Here is a 13,213-nt window from a genome sequence, read left to right as displayed (position 1 = left end):
TCGCCCTCATCCTGAGGTGCCGCCGCGCAGCGGAGGCTTCGAAGGAGCCATCCAGAGACCGCTGCGCTGGCTGGAGCTCTCCTTCGAGGCCGTTGCGCGGCACCTCAGGATGAGGGCGAGGATGGGAAGTCCCGAGTCAAACAGGCTCTTGGAGCCGATCCTTGGCCCAGACGGCGCGGATCTCCGCCTCGGTCGCGTAATCGCCGCGGGCTTCGGATTCGTCGACCTCCGCCTCTTCCTCTGGGGTGAACCGGTAGACCGAGCCCTCTTCGCCCACGAAGGCCGGCATGAGGCGGGCGATCGCGTCCTGAAGGTCCGGGGACAGGTCGCGCGCCTTCGCCACGGCCTTCTCGCGCAGATCCGTCAGGTTGCAATCCGGCAACCGAAGCCCGGCGGGCAGGATTCCCGATTCCCGCGGGCGATGAAAGCCCTCAGAACGGGCTCACCGGGAAGAACCGCAGGTACAGCTCGGTGTACCGGCCGTCGTCCCAGACCCGCTGGAGCGCGTCGTCCAGCGCCCGGGACAGGGCCGCGTCCTCCTGGCGGGTGATCAGGCCGATCCCCTCCCCGAAATAGCGGTTCTCCAGGTAGTCGCCGCCGATCAGCGCGCAGCAGTTTTCCGCGTCCTGGCCACCGACATAGAGGGCGAGGTTGAGGCCGTCGGCGAACAGGTAGTCGATCTCGCCGCGCTTGAGCGCGCCCTCGGCCGCCGCGAGGTCGGTGAAGTCCTTGCCTACGGCCTTGGGGAAGAAAGCTTTCAGGTAGGCCGCATGGGCGCTGTTGCCGATCACCCCGACGCTGCGGCCGGCCAGCGCCGCCGCCGAGGGGACCGGCAGGCCCTTGTCGGTCCGGGCCGCGAAGCGTGCCGGCCAGCGGAAATACGGCCGCGTCGCCAGGAATTTCTGCCGCAGGGCTGCGGTCAGGGGGATCGCGGCCGCGACCACGTCGCCCTGCTTGCCGTCGAGGGCATCGAGCAGGGTGTCGAAGCGGCGCGCCTGCACCGTGCAGGGGATCGACAGCTTCTCGCAGACGGCCCGGGCGAGTTCGACCACGAAGCCGGTGGGGTTGCCGTCCGGTCCGGCGAAGTGCAGCGGCGGGAACTCGTCGTCGGTGAGGAAGCGGACGGCCCGGCCGGTCTGGGGCGCCTCGACCCGCTCACCCCGGCTGCGCGGGTTCCAGAAGTCCGGCACCGTGACGACGGGGGTGTCGACCGGCTGGGCGGCGGGAGCCTGAGCCTCCGGGGGCGCCGCCGCGCTGGCGACCCGTGGACCGCCACAGAGCAACGCAGCGATCACCGCGGCCGCGGCCCAGGATGGGATGGCGGTCCTATCGCCTCTTGACGACGGGGAAGGGGTGGTGCTCCTCTCGGAGCGCGGGGGCGGGGACTGGCTCACCCCCCTCCTCTATCACGTCCTGGGGCCGCCGGGGGAGCGCGCGGCGTGTCGTTCCAGCGCTCGCCCGCCGAGCAGGCCGCCCTGCCACCCGAGATCGCGTTCCTGCTGGCCGAAGGGGTCGACGTCCGGCTGTTGACCCGGGCCGCCGCCGCCGCGGCCAAGGCCGGGACCGACGCGGCGACGGCGCTCCTGAATGCCGGCCTGATCGCGGAACCGGCCTATTACGCGGCCCTGGCCCGGGCGCTCGGCGCCCCCTATCTCGACGGCCCGATCCCGTTCGGCCTGGGGCTGCGCTTCCCCGACAGCCTCGTGGCCGGCCTCGCGCCCCTGGCGCCGGGGTCGGTGGCGCCCTGGGTGCAGGCGCCCCGCGGCCGGACGATCGCGGACCTCCTCGACGCCCCGCCCCGCGCCGCCGTGCCGGCGATCACCAGCCCCACCCGCCTGCGCGAGGCGGTGTTCGCCGCCATCCCCGGGCAGGTGGCGGATTACGCGGCGCACGACCTGCGGCGGCAGGCCCCCGAGCGGGCGAGCGCGCCCGAGCCCGCCCTCCGCTGGCTGCTGGTCCTCGCCCTCGCGCTCACCGCCGCCCTCTGCCTGTGCGCGGCGCTGCCGGCACCGCTCGCGCGGGCGGTGGGGGTGGTCGGCCAGATCCTGTTCCTGGCCATGGCGGGCCTCCGGATCGCGGCGCTCGCCATCGCGGCGCCGGTGGCCGCGGAGGCGCCGACGGCGCTCGCCGATGCGGACCTGCCGGTCTACACGATCCTCGTCCCCCTCCACCGCGAGGCGGCGGTGGTGCCGGACCTGCTCCGGGCGCTCTCCGCCCTCGACTATCCGGCGGCCAAGCTCGACATCAAGCTGCTGCTCGAGGCGGACGACCCGGAGACCGCCGCGGCGCTCGCCCGCGCCACCCTGCCGGCCCGGTTCGAGGTCGTGACGGTGCCGCCGGGCGGCCCGCGCACCAAGCCCCGGGCGCTCAACGCCGCCCTGCCCCTGGCCCGCGGGGACCTGCTCACGGTCTACGACGCCGAGGACGTGCCCGATCCCGGGCAATTGCGGCTGGCAGCTTCCCTGTTCGCGCGCCTGCCCGCGCGCACCGCCTGCCTCCAGGGGCGGCTCGTGATCGACAACATCGGCGATTCGCGCCTCGCCCGCGCCTTCGCCCTCGAATATGCGGGCCTGTTCGACGTGCTGAACCCGGCCTTCGCCCGATGCCGCCTGCCGGTGCCGCTCGGGGGTACCTCGATGCACCTGCGCACCGGGGTGGTGCGGGCGCTCCACAGCTGGGATGCCCACAACGTCACCGAGGATGCCGATCTCGGGCTGCGCCTCGCGCTGGCGGGCTACACGGTCGGCGACCTGCCCAGCCCCACCTTCGAGGAGGCCCCGGCCCGCCTCGGCCCCTGGCTCGCCCAGCGCACCCGCTGGCTGAAGGGCCTCCTCCAGACGAGCCTCACCCACGGGCGGCGTCCCCTCGCCAACGCGCGCCGCCTCGGCGGGCTGGAGACCCTCTGCGCCGCCGCCCTGGTGCCGGGCACCGTGGCCTCGGCCCTCGCCTACCCGGTCTGCCTCGTCGCTGCGGCCTGGTGCTTCCTGGTCCTGGAGATCCCGGCCGCCCCGGTCTTCCTGGACAACCTGTCCACGGGGCTCGCCATCACCCTGTTCGGGACGGGGCTCGCCGCCCTGGTCCTCCCGGCCCTGCTCGGCTGTGCCCGGCGCGGCTGGGGGGACCTCGCCCAGTCGGTCCCGTGGATGCCGCTCTACTTCCTGCTGGTCAGCCTGGCCGCGTGGCTGGCGCTGATCGAGCTGGTCCGCGCACCGGTCCGCTGGAACAAGACCCGCCACGGCCTCGCGCGGACCTCGCGCAGCGGGCGGCTGAACCGGTCCCGGCGCCCTGCGACGCCCGGCGACACCGGGTCCGGGGGCGGCGAAGGTGCATCCGCTTGATCTGGATCAGTCGTCCCGGCCGGCGGCCTCGCTAGCATCCGCCGCCGGCTCCCGTCCGTGGCGCGGGCGGCCCCGGCGTGTCGTCCCGCGGCGGCCCGAGCATGCCGGCCTATCACCTCCGACGCACCCTGGAGCACGCGGACGGCCGCAGCGGCCTCGCCTTCGCCAGCGACCTGCTGGAGGCGGACGACGTGGAGGCGGCGATCCGCGCCGCCCGGACCCTGTGCGGGACCGCGACCGGCATGCTCCTGACCGGGGCGGTGCTGACGGACGCGTGCGGCCGGATCCTGTGGTCGTTCTCCCTGGCGCTGGCCCGGGAGCCGCTCTGCGTCCGGCCGACGAGCTGAGCGCGGTGCAACGCCCACGGCCCGCGCGCCGTTGTCCCGCGAGGGAGATGCCATGACCACGATCGCGATCCTGATCGGCACGCAGGCGGGGGCTCGCCTGCTGGCGGCCGCGTCCGAGCGGGAGGCGGCCCTGTCGGCCGAGGCCTTCCTGCTGCGCTTGCCCGCCCGCGCCCTTCCGGCGCCCCTCTGGGTGCAATGCGCCGATCCGGCGGTCAGCGGCCGGCTGACCGGCTACCTCAACGGGCTGCAGGCCGAGCAGGTGCGCGAGCGCGACGCCCGGGTCTGAGCTCCGGTGCCCGCCCGCACCGGGCCGGCGGATTTCCCTTTGCCCCGTCATGCTCTAACGCCAGCCGCATGAGCGAGGCAGACGAGGCGGCCCGGTCCGGCGTGACCGGCGGTGAGGCGGGGGAGACCCCATCCCTGCGCAGGCTCCTGCACCTGATGGCGACGCTGCGCGATCCCGTCGGCGGCTGCCCCTGGGACGTGGCGCAGACGCCCGCCTCGATCGTGCCCTACACGATCGAGGAGGCCTACGAGGTCGCCGACGCGGTGGCGCGGGGCGACCTGCGCGACCTGCGCGACGAACTCGGCGACCTGCTCCTCCAGGTGGTGTTCCAGGCCCGCATGGCCGAGGAGCAGGGCGCCTTCGCGTTCGACGACGTGGCCCGCGCCATCGGCGACAAGCTGGTCCGGCGCCACCCCCACGTCTTCACCCCGGATGGCGCGCCCCTGCCCGCGGGCTCGCCCCTGCGCGATCCCGCGGAGGTCGAGGCCCAGTGGGCGGCGATCAAGGCGCAGGAACGGGCCGAGCGGCGGGCCGCGGCCCCCGAGCCGGACGCCGAGCCGGACCCCCAGCCGGACCACCTTGGCGGCGTCGCCCGGGCGCTGCCGGCCCTCGCCCGCGCGGAGAAGATCTCCCGCCGGGCGGCCGCCTACGGCTTCGACTGGGACGACGCCGCCCAGGTCGTCGACAAGGTCCGCGAGGAGACCGCGGAGGTCGCCGAGGCTCTGGCGGCGGGCGATCCGGAGGCCCTGTCCGAGGAGATCGGCGACCTCCTGTTCTCGGTGGCGAACCTCGCCCGGCATGCCGGGATCGACCCGGAGACCGCGCTGCGCGACGGGACCGCCAAGTTCGAGCGCCGCTTCGCCGCCATGGCGCGGCATCTCGCGGCCTCCGGGGGCGCCCTCGGCCGGTCCGACCTCGCCGCCATGGAGGCGGCGTGGCAGGCGGCCAAGCGCGACGAGGCGACGGGCCGACCGTAGGCGCGGCGATCCTCCGCGGTGCCCCGCCGCCCCGGGGGCTCGACAGCTGGACGCGGGCGGATATGTTCCGCGCATGCGCTTTGCCCTCCCCGCCCTCGCCGCCCTCGTCTTGACCGCCGCCCTGTCGCGGCCCGCCGGGGCCGAGACGATCGTCCAGGATCGGTTCGGCTGCCACAGCCAGGAGGTCACGGACCGCCTGTTCAAGCTGGTCATGGCGGGGGACGAATCGGGATTCGGCCAGCTGCTGCAGGGCAGCCTCGCCAACGGCGAGTGCCGGTCCTGGAAGCAGGGCGAGGAGGTCCGCCTGGAGAGCCGGACGATGACCTACGGCTGCCTCGCCCTGAAGGACTCGCACGACAGCTGCTACTGGACGCCCCTCAGCGCCATCGAGACGGCGCACTGACGCCTTTTGGGCGACGGTCCGGACGGATCCGGCGCCCGGAAGGGGCGCCGGATCCGTCCGTGATCAGGCGGCCTTCCGGCCCTTGCCCTTCGACCCCTCCGCATCCTCGGGATCGCCCGCGGCGTTGATCGACACGGCGATCTCGGACAGCCGCGCGTCGGTCTTCTTCTCCTCCTGCAGGGTCTCGTCCAGGAGCTTGGCGGCGTCCGCGTAGCCGAGCTGGCCGGCCCAGGTCTTCAGGGTGCCGTAGCGGGCGATCTCGTAATGCTCCACCGCCTGGGCGCAGGCGGCCAGCACCGCGTCGGCGGCGGGGCTGCCCTCGAAGTCGTCGAGATCCTCCTCCATCTCCGAGACGATGCCCTGCATCGCCTCGCAGGTCTTCGCCCGGGCGGGCTTGCCGATGATCTCGAAGACCTGCGTCAGGCGCTCCACCTGCTGGGCGCTCTCCTCGGCATGGGTCTCGAAGGCCTGGCGCAGTTCCGCGTGCTCGGCCGCCTTGGCGGATTTCTTGAGCGCTTTCACGGACTGCTTCTCGGCGTAATAGACGTCCTTCAGGGTCTCGTAGAAGGCGTCGTGCAGCGTCTTCTGCTTGGTCATGGCGGTCAGTCTCCCTTGAACGGCCGCCGTTTCTGTCCGCGGCCTCCGCACTGGGAACGCCGGTCCGGCCGCCGGTATCCGGACGATATCGCCGTCCTGGGGAGGAACCTTTCGGTGGTCAGGTCTCCTCGCCGTGCGGACGTCCGGGCCGCGGCGCGCGCCCGCGCCGGTCCGCCTGCGCAGCCCGCTGTCCGGGAGCATTGCCGGTCGCTCTGCCACTCGCCTTGCCGGTCGCCTTGGCGACGGGCGCTACCGGACGCAGGCGGTCGAGGATGGTCTCCAGGGCGCGCTCGACCGCGGCGCGGTCCGGCGGCGCGTCGGGGCGCGGCGGTCTCTGGTCCGGGTCGCGGCGCTTCGGCATGTCGTCCGCCTGTCTCGGAGCCGGGCGGCGCGGTCTTCCGGCGCGCGGAGCGGCTGACGGCCGGTGTATCGACCGTGATCCCGGGATCAAAGCCTGCCGTGATCCTCGGATCCCCGGATCCTGTGATCAAGGTTCCCGGATGGTTGCTGGCGGCGCCGTCGGCAGAGCCGGGCCGGGCTGCCGTGGACCCTCGGAGATCTTGCCCGCAGTTTCGCCAGATCTCCGGCGTCCGCCGAACGGCCAGTCGATCAGGCCGCCGGCCCAGAGCGCCGCCCAGACGAAGACCGGCTGAAACGCCAGACGCGGGCCATGGTACCACCAGGAATCGGGAATGCCGTCCACGTGGACGTGGTCCAAGGCATGCTTGAGGTTCGCCGGGTAGACGCAGACCGCGTAGAGGGCGAGGCCGATCGCGGCGGCGCGACGGAGCGGGGGAAACAGCAGGCCGGCGGCGCCGGCGAGCTCGCACAGGCCGGTCGCCAGGATGACGTGCCGCGGCTCCGGCACCCAGTCGGGCATCAGCGGCAGCATCGCGTCGGCCGCCACGAGGTGCACGATTCCGATGACGGCGTAGAGTGCCGCCAGCGCGTAGCGCAGCCGCCGGCGCCCCGTCTCGGCCGCTCGGCCGGTCGCTCGGTCTGTCGCTTGCCCGGTCACGCGACCGCCGCCTCCGACACGCCGCAGGAGCGGGCCACCGACCCGCGGAGCGCGGCCGTCAGGCGGGCGATCGCCGGGTGTCCGCCGCCCGCGAAGGTCGCGTCGCCGACCGCCGTCACGGGGGCGAGGAGCCGCAGAGAGTTGGTCAGGAACACGGCTTCGGCGCCGCGGAGGTCGGGCAGGGTGAGCGACCGTTCCTCCGCCTCGAGCCCGCATCCGGCGGCGAGCGCCAGGATTTCCGCCCTCACGATCCCGGCGAGGACGCCGTCGGCAAGCGGCGGCGTCACCAGGATCCCGCCGAACAGGCCGAACAGGTTGCCGGTGCCCCCGCAGGCGACGCGTCCGCGCGTGTTGCAGAACAACGCCTCGTCGAAACCCGCCGCCGCGGCGTCGCGGGCGGCCAGCACCGCGTCGCCATAGCCCAGGGTCTTCAGCCGGGCGGCCGGGGAGGTGTCGTTGCGGGCGATCGGGGTGGGCCACAGGCGCAGGGGCGCGAAGGCCGCGCTCCTGGCGCTCGGCGCCGCGGTGGCGAACAGGGTCGGGTTCGGAGCCTCCGGCGGCTTCAGCCCCCGCGGGCCGGAGCCGCGAGTGAGGGTGGTGCGGATCGCGCGCCGCCCGCCATCGTCGCCCCCCGCCTCGGCCAGCGCCCGCATGGCGGCGCGGATCCGCTCCGGCGCGACCGGGATCCCCAGCGTCCCCGCGGCGGCCACGAGCCGAGCGATGTGGGCGTCCTCGAAGGCCACGCGGCCGCCCAGCGCCAGCGCCGTGTCGAACAGGCCGTCGCCCAGCGTCAGGCCGCGGTCGGTGAGGTCGAAGGGGGCCGTGGTACCGGGCGCGATCACCCCGTCACGCCACAGCATCGCGGCGTCCCTCCGGCCTCTCGCGCCACGCGCGGGCCAGGCCCAAAAAGTTGGCGAACAGGGCGTGGCCGCCCTCGGTCAGGACCGATTCCGGGTGGAACTGGATGCCGTAGGTCGGGTGGGTCCGGTGCGAGAGCGCCATCACCTCCCCCTCCTGCGAGACCGCGTCGACGGAGAGGTGCCGGTCCATCTCGGGACCCGGGGTCACCACCAGCGAGTGGTAGCGCCCCACCGGCATCGGCGCCGGCAGCCCGGAGAACAGCCGCTCGCCCGTGTGGGCGATCGGCGTCATCTGTCCGTGCAGGGGGCGCTGCGCCCGCACGACCGTGCCGCCGAAGGCCGCGCCGATCGCCTGATGGCCGAGGCAGACGCCGAGGATCGGCACCGCCCCCGACAGCTCCCGGATCGCCGGCAGGGAGATGCCGGCCTCCGCGGGGGTGCAGGGTCCGGGCGAGACCACCAGGGCCTCGGGGGCGAGCGCCCGGATGCCGGGCACGTCCAGCGCGTCGTTGCGCACGACCCGGACCTCCGCGCCCAGCTCCTCCAGGTAGCGGACGACGTTGAAGACGAACGAATCGTAGTTGTCGAGGACGAGGATCATGCGAAGGCCTCGAACACGCGGGCGGCCTTGGCGAGGGTCTCGTCGTATTCCGGGCCGGGCTCCGACAGCAGGGTCACCCCGCCCCCGGCCTGCAGGACCGCCTGTCGGTCGTCCATGAACACCGTGCGGATCGCTATCGAGGTGTCGAGCGCCCCGTCGAAGCCGATCCGGCCGATGGCGCCGCAATAGAGTTCCCGGGCGTCGCCCTCGATCTCGGTGATGATGTCCATGGCGCGGATCTTCGGGGCGCCCGTGATCGAGCCGCCCGGGAACGTCCCTTCCAGGAGGTCGAGGGCGTCGAGCCCGTCGCGGAGGTCTCCCGTCACCACCGACACCAGATGGTGGACGTTGGCGTAGGTCTCCAGGCCGCACAGGGTGGGCACGGCGACGCTGCCCGGCTTGCAGACCCGCGACAGGTCGTTGCGCAGCAGGTCGACGATCATGACGTTCTCGGCCCGCTCCTTGACGCTGGCCTGGAGCGCCGCCGCGGCGGCCCGGTCGGCCTCCGGATCGTCCAAGGGGTTGTCCGCGCGGCGGGCGGTGCCCTTGATCGGCCGCGTCTCCACGTGCCGGCCGTCGAGGCGGATGAAGCGCTCGGGCGAGGACGAGGCGACGCTCAGCCCCTCCAGCTCCAGGTAGGCGCCGAAGGTCGCCGGGTTGGTGGCGCGCAGGCGCCGGTAGAGGGCGAACGGGTCGAAGCCGGCCGGCAGATCGGCGGTGAAGCGCTGGGCGATGTTGGCTTGGTAGATGTCGCCGGCGCGGATATAGGATCGGACCGTTTCGACAGCGTTTTCATAACCTTGTCGGTCGAAGTTCGAGTGCCAAGTGAGCGGTTCCGACGGCGCTTCGGAAGCCCCGAGGGATGATTCCGCGGTGCCGAGCCGATCCGCGAAGCGGGCGAGCCGCGCCGCCGCGCGGGCCTGCCGGTTCTCCGGGACGCGTTCGGGAAAGCCGGTGGCGACGAGCCGGCAGGTGCCGGCGGCGTGGTCGATCACCAGGGCCGTGTCGTAGAGGTTCAGGGCGATGTCGTCGGTGAGCCCCGCCCGCCGCGCCGGCGCCGCGACCCGCTCCAGTGCCGCGCCGAGATCGTAGGCGAAGTAGCCGATCGCCCCGCCGGGGAAAGGGTGTTCGGCGTCGGGTTCGATCCGGTACGGCGCGAGGCACGCCCGCAAAGCCGCGAACGGACCGCCCGGGACCGGGTTCCCGTCCAGGGTCGCGCGCCCGTCGCGGTAGCGGAAGCGCGCGAACGGCTCGGCCGCCACGATCGAATGGCGCCCCAGGGAGTCGTGCCGCATGGCACTGTCGAGGAAGGCGAGCCCGGGCAGGGCGCGCAGCCGGGCGGCCGCCGCGACGGGATCGATGAAGGGGATCTCTCGGGTCCACATGACCGGGTTCGGGGCTGTTGTCCTGGGCGCGGGCGGGGCAGATCGTGTCACGCTGCCGTCGCACAGGCGATGCCGCGGGGGAAGCGGCAGTTGCACGCAGGGGCCGCCCCGGGGGGCAGACAGGGCGTGTCCCCCACGCAGGCCGCCGTTTGTCAGCTTCATGTGGGGTGTCAGGGCAGACGCGCAAAGTCCTGGTGAACAGCCAAGTTTCCGGTTCCGCGTCAGCGTCGCGCGCCAGTCCGGTCACCCCTGCGGCGGCCGGTCTCGCGCGGCGGCGCGGGAGCCTGTATAGGGAGCGCGATCCCGAATTCCCCTCCTGGCGCTCCGGGCGACCGATCCTCGGTTGCCCGCGCCGGGCCTGTCCGACCCGAATGTCATGACCGCCACACCTGCCCCAAGCGGCCCCGCTCCCGGAGCCGACTCCAAGAGCGCGGCCCCCAACAGCGCGGCTCCCAAGATCTCGTTCGTGTCGCTGGGCTGCCCGAAGGCGCTGGTCGATTCCGAGCGGATCCTCACGCATCTGCGCGCCGAGGGCTACGAGCTGGCCCGCCGGCACGACGGGGCCGACGTGGTGATCGTCAACACCTGCGGCTTCCTGGATTCGGCCAAGGCGGAATCGCTCTCGGCCATCGGCGAGGCCATGGCGGAGAACGGCCGGGTGATCGTCACCGGCTGCATGGGCGCCCAGCCCGAGGAGATCCGCGCGAAATACCCCGATCTCCTGGCGGTGACCGGGCCGCAGGCCTACGAATCGGTGGTGGCCGCCGTCCACGAGGCGGTGCCGCCGGCCCACGACCCGTTCCTCGACCTCGTGCCGCCCCAGGGGATCAAGCTCACCCCGCGCCACTACGCCTACCTGAAGATCTCGGAAGGGTGCAGCAACCGCTGCAGCTTCTGCATCATCCCGTCGTTGCGCGGCAATCTCGTGAGCCGCCCCGCCGCCGACGTGCTGCGCGAGGCCGAGAAGCTCGTCAAAGCCGGCGTGAAKGAGCTGCTGGTGGTCAGCCAGGACACCAGCGCCTTCGGCGTCGACATCCGCTACGCCGAGAGCCCCTGGCGCGACCGCCAGGTCCGGGCGAAGTTCTACGACCTGACCCGGGAACTCGGCGAGCTCGGGGCCTGGGTCCGGCTGCACTACGTCTACCCCTACCCGCACGTGGACGAGGTCATCCCGCTGATGGCCGAGGGCAAGGTGCTCCCCTATCTCGACATGCCGCTCCAGCACGCGAGCCCCTCGGTGCTCAAGCGGATGCGCCGGCCCGGCAACCAGGAGCGGCAGCTCGACCGGATCCGGGGCTGGCGGCAGATCTGCCCGGACCTCGCGATCCGCTCGACCTTCATCGTCGGCTTCCCCGGCGAGACCGAGGCCGAGTTCGAGGAGCTGCTGGCGTGGCTGCAGGAGGCCAAGCTCGATCGCGTCGGCTGCTTCGAGTACGAGCCGGTGGCCGGCGCCACCGCCAACACGCTGGGCGACCTCGTGCCGCCGGCGGTGAAGGCCGAGCGCAAGCGCCGGTTCATGGAGACGCAGAACGGGATCGCGCTCCGGCTGCAGCGGGCCAAGGTGGGCAAGCGGCTGCCCGTGATCATCGACGCCGTCGAGGGCGGGGTGGCAAGGGGTCGGTCCAAGGCCGACGCGCCGGAGATCGACGGCACCGTCCACGCCGCCTTCCGGCGCCCGGTGCGGGTCGGCGACATCGTCACCGTGAAGATCGACCGGGCCGAGGCCTACGACCTGTACGGCACCGTCGCCTGAGGCGGAACACCGTCTTTGCGAGCGTAGCGAAGCAATCCAGGGAGGCGCGGCGCTCGGAAACCTCCCGCTGCCCTGGGTCGCTTCGCTGCGCTCGCGATGACGGGCGCGGACCGGACTCCTGTTGACGCCGCGTCCGGCGCGGCTTGACCTCGGCCGCCCCGCACGGTCTTTCAGAACAGATCAGGAACTTGGTCGGGACCCGAGGCGGCGATGGATCCGGAGGTCGCCCTCCGCAAGATCATCCACATCGACATGGACGCGTTCTACGCCTCCGTGGAGCAGCGCGACGATCCCGCCCTGCGCGGCCGGCCGCTGGCCGTGGGCGGCTCGCGGGAGCGGGGCGTGGTGGCGGCGGCGAGCTACGAGGCGCGCAAGTTCGGCGTCCGCTCGGCCATGCCGTCGGCCACCGCAAGGCGGCTCTGCCCGGACCTGCTGTTCGTGAAGCCGCGCTTCGAAGTCTACCGGGCGGTCTCGGAGGAGATTCGGGCGGTCTTCGCCCGGCACACGCCGCTCATCGAGCCGGTGGCCCTCGACGAGGCCTATCTCGACGTCACCGAGAATCTCCTGAGCCTTCCGACGGCGACGGCCGTGGCCAAGGCAATCCGGGCCGAGATCCTGGAGCGCACCGGGCTCGTCGCCTCGGCCGGCGTCTCGTACAACAAGTTCCTCGCCAAGGTCGCCTCCGACCACCGCAAGCCCGACGCCCTGTTCGTCATCACCCCCGCCATGGGGCCGGATTTCGTGGCGGCGCTGCCGATCGGCCGGTTCCACGGGGTCGGCCCGGTCACCGAGGCGAAGATGAAGCGGCTCGGGATCGAGACCGGGGCGGATCTGCGCGCCTGGACGCCGGAGCGCCTGCGCGAGACCTTCGGCTCCGCGGGCGCCTATTACCACGCGGTCGCCCGCGGGATCGACGCGCGGCCGGTGCGCGCCCACCGGGTGCGCAAGTCGATCGGAGCCGAGACCACCTTCTCGGAGGATACGGCCGCCTTCGAGGTCCTGGCCGCCCGGCTGGCGCCGCTGTTCGACAAGGTCTGGGCCGGGGCCGACGCCAAGGGCATGCGCGCCCGGACCGTGACCCTGAAGCTCAAGTTCTCGGATTTCGCCCAGGTCACCCGGGCGAAGTCGCTCACCGCACCCGTCACCGACCGGGCCGGGCTGGAGCGGATCGGCCTCGACCTCCTCGCCGGCCTGTTCCCCCTGCGGCGCAGCGCGCGGCTGATCGGGGTGTCGCTGTCGGGGTTCGCGCAGGACGCGCCGGAGGGGCCGCGGCAGCTCGGGCTGGGTCTCTGACGGGACGGCTGCGCGCGCGCCGCGGCGGGAGCCAGAGCGGCGCCGATCGACGGGATGCATCATGGCCGGTGCGATGCCGCGCCCCGGCCGCAGCCGATCGACCGCCCGTGGGAGCTTTCCGGGAGCCTTCCGCCCGTTCCGGGATTGCCCGGAGACCGCATGCACCGAAGAGCCCGCCCGATGTCGAAGCACGCTCCCCTGGCCCTGGCTGCCGCGCTGCTGCTGGGCGCCTCCATGGCTGCCTCCATGAGCGCCGCCCGTGCCGACGGCACCGCCGCCTTCGGCGCCGCCAACGCGGCGCAATTCCTGGGCTACACCGCGAGCCCCGCCCAGCTCTCGATCCCGGCGGGCGGCC

Annotated in this window: 15 protein-coding genes; 7 read left to right on the top strand and 8 right to left on the bottom strand. The window is 73.3% G+C overall.

Annotated elements, in window-relative coordinates:
- Positions 1-136 precede the first annotated feature (136 nt).
- Together AC1DXK_RS08740 and AC1DXK_RS08735 are read right to left on the bottom strand one after the other, a co-directional pair.
- A complete protein-coding gene (locus AC1DXK_RS08740) occupies positions 137-343 on the bottom strand; it encodes a hypothetical protein (protein WP_457106655.1) in 207 nt (68 codons plus the stop codon).
- A gap of 88 nt (positions 344-431) precedes the next feature.
- On the bottom strand, positions 432-1,283 hold the full coding sequence (locus tag AC1DXK_RS08735) for a transporter substrate-binding domain-containing protein (RefSeq protein ID WP_457106691.1): 852 nt from the start codon (positions 1,281-1,283) through the stop codon (positions 432-434).
- A 156-nt stretch (positions 1,284-1,439) separates the two neighbouring features.
- Here AC1DXK_RS08735 and AC1DXK_RS08730 point away from each other — a divergent pair, with 156 nt between their 5' ends.
- The 5 genes from AC1DXK_RS08730 (at position 1,440) to AC1DXK_RS08710 (ending at position 5,351) form a co-directional block, all read left to right on the top strand.
- Positions 1,440-3,338 (top strand): glycosyltransferase family 2 protein, encoded by a 1,899-nt coding sequence (locus AC1DXK_RS08730; protein WP_477297463.1) that lies wholly within the window; start codon positions 1,440-1,442, stop codon positions 3,336-3,338.
- A gap of 101 nt (positions 3,339-3,439) precedes the next feature.
- Positions 3,440-3,685: a hypothetical protein gene (locus AC1DXK_RS08725; protein ID WP_457108520.1), complete on the top strand. Its 246-nt coding sequence runs from the start codon at positions 3,440-3,442 to the stop codon at positions 3,683-3,685.
- A 52-nt stretch (positions 3,686-3,737) separates the two neighbouring features.
- Entirely contained in the window at positions 3,738-3,971 is a 234-nt protein-coding gene (locus AC1DXK_RS08720; RefSeq protein WP_457108521.1) for a hypothetical protein, read from the top strand.
- 68 nt (positions 3,972-4,039) lie between these two features.
- A complete protein-coding gene (gene mazG, locus AC1DXK_RS08715; protein WP_457108522.1) occupies positions 4,040-4,948 on the top strand; it encodes a nucleoside triphosphate pyrophosphohydrolase in 909 nt (302 codons plus the stop codon).
- A gap of 73 nt (positions 4,949-5,021) precedes the next feature.
- A complete protein-coding gene (locus AC1DXK_RS08710) occupies positions 5,022-5,351 on the top strand; it encodes a hypothetical protein (RefSeq protein ID WP_457108523.1) in 330 nt (109 codons plus the stop codon).
- A gap of 63 nt (positions 5,352-5,414) precedes the next feature.
- On the opposite strand, the gene AC1DXK_RS08705 is transcribed toward AC1DXK_RS08710, so the two are convergent.
- The 6 genes from AC1DXK_RS08705 to pabB form a co-directional block, all read right to left on the bottom strand.
- Positions 5,415-5,948, bottom strand: a complete 534-nt coding sequence (locus AC1DXK_RS08705) for a YciE/YciF ferroxidase family protein (RefSeq protein WP_457108524.1) — start codon at positions 5,946-5,948, stop codon at positions 5,415-5,417.
- A gap of 118 nt (positions 5,949-6,066) precedes the next feature.
- Positions 6,067-6,309 (bottom strand): hypothetical protein, encoded by a 243-nt coding sequence (locus AC1DXK_RS08700; RefSeq protein ID WP_477297460.1) that lies wholly within the window; start codon positions 6,307-6,309, stop codon positions 6,067-6,069.
- Between the two features lie 126 nt (positions 6,310-6,435).
- Positions 6,436-6,966, bottom strand: coding sequence for a DoxX family protein (locus tag AC1DXK_RS08695; protein WP_457108526.1), 531 nt, complete (start codon positions 6,964-6,966; stop codon positions 6,436-6,438).
- Positions 6,963-7,826, bottom strand: coding sequence for an aminotransferase class IV (locus tag AC1DXK_RS08690; RefSeq protein WP_457108527.1), 864 nt, complete (start codon positions 7,824-7,826; stop codon positions 6,963-6,965). The genes AC1DXK_RS08695 and AC1DXK_RS08690 overlap by 4 nt, the downstream gene beginning before the upstream one ends.
- Positions 7,813-8,427 (bottom strand): anthranilate synthase component II, encoded by a 615-nt coding sequence (locus AC1DXK_RS08685; protein ID WP_457108528.1) that lies wholly within the window; start codon positions 8,425-8,427, stop codon positions 7,813-7,815. The genes AC1DXK_RS08690 and AC1DXK_RS08685 overlap by 14 nt, the downstream gene beginning before the upstream one ends.
- Complete coding sequence (gene pabB, locus AC1DXK_RS08680; protein ID WP_457108529.1) at positions 8,424-9,812, bottom strand: aminodeoxychorismate synthase component I; 1,389 nt, start codon at positions 9,810-9,812, stop codon at positions 8,424-8,426. Before pabB ends, AC1DXK_RS08685 begins: the two co-directional genes overlap by 4 nt.
- A 376-nt stretch (positions 9,813-10,188) precedes the next feature.
- Between pabB and rimO the strand changes: the two genes are divergently transcribed.
- Positions 10,189-11,565, top strand: coding sequence for a 30S ribosomal protein S12 methylthiotransferase RimO (rimO, locus tag AC1DXK_RS08675; protein WP_477297456.1), 1,377 nt, complete (start codon positions 10,189-10,191; stop codon positions 11,563-11,565).
- 210 nt (positions 11,566-11,775) lie between these two features.
- Entirely contained in the window at positions 11,776-12,858 is a 1,083-nt protein-coding gene (dinB, locus tag AC1DXK_RS08670) for a DNA polymerase IV (protein ID WP_457108531.1), read from the top strand.
- The last annotated feature ends 355 nt before the right edge of the window (positions 12,859-13,213 follow it).

Source organism: Methylobacterium sp. P3_A11, from assembly GCF_056403155.1.
Note: the sequence above shows the minus strand (reverse complement) of the source record. Positions and strands in the feature narration are given on the sequence as shown.

Coding starts and splice junctions, on each gene's coding strand:
- mazG (WP_457108522.1), top strand. CDS start 4,040: ATGAGCGAGGCAGACGAGGCGGCCCGGTCCGGCGTGACCGGCGGTGAG.
- AC1DXK_RS08725 (WP_457108520.1), top strand. CDS start 3,440: ATGCCGGCCTATCACCTCCGACGCACCCTGGAGCACGCGGACGGCCGC.
- AC1DXK_RS08705 (WP_457108524.1), bottom strand. CDS start 5,948: ATGACCAAGCAGAAGACGCTGCACGACGCCTTCTACGAGACCCTGAAG.
- AC1DXK_RS08690 (WP_457108527.1), bottom strand. CDS start 7,826: ATGCTGTGGCGTGACGGGGTGATCGCGCCCGGTACCACGGCCCCCTTC.
- AC1DXK_RS08710 (WP_457108523.1), top strand. CDS start 5,022: ATGCGCTTTGCCCTCCCCGCCCTCGCCGCCCTCGTCTTGACCGCCGCC.
- AC1DXK_RS08700 (WP_477297460.1), bottom strand. CDS start 6,309: ATGCCGAAGCGCCGCGACCCGGACCAGAGACCGCCGCGCCCCGACGCG.
- dinB (WP_457108531.1), top strand. CDS start 11,776: ATGGATCCGGAGGTCGCCCTCCGCAAGATCATCCACATCGACATGGAC.
- AC1DXK_RS08720 (WP_457108521.1), top strand. CDS start 3,738: ATGACCACGATCGCGATCCTGATCGGCACGCAGGCGGGGGCTCGCCTG.
- pabB (WP_457108529.1), bottom strand. CDS start 9,812: ATGTGGACCCGAGAGATCCCCTTCATCGATCCCGTCGCGGCGGCCGCC.
- AC1DXK_RS08685 (WP_457108528.1), bottom strand. CDS start 8,427: ATGATCCTCGTCCTCGACAACTACGATTCGTTCGTCTTCAACGTCGTC.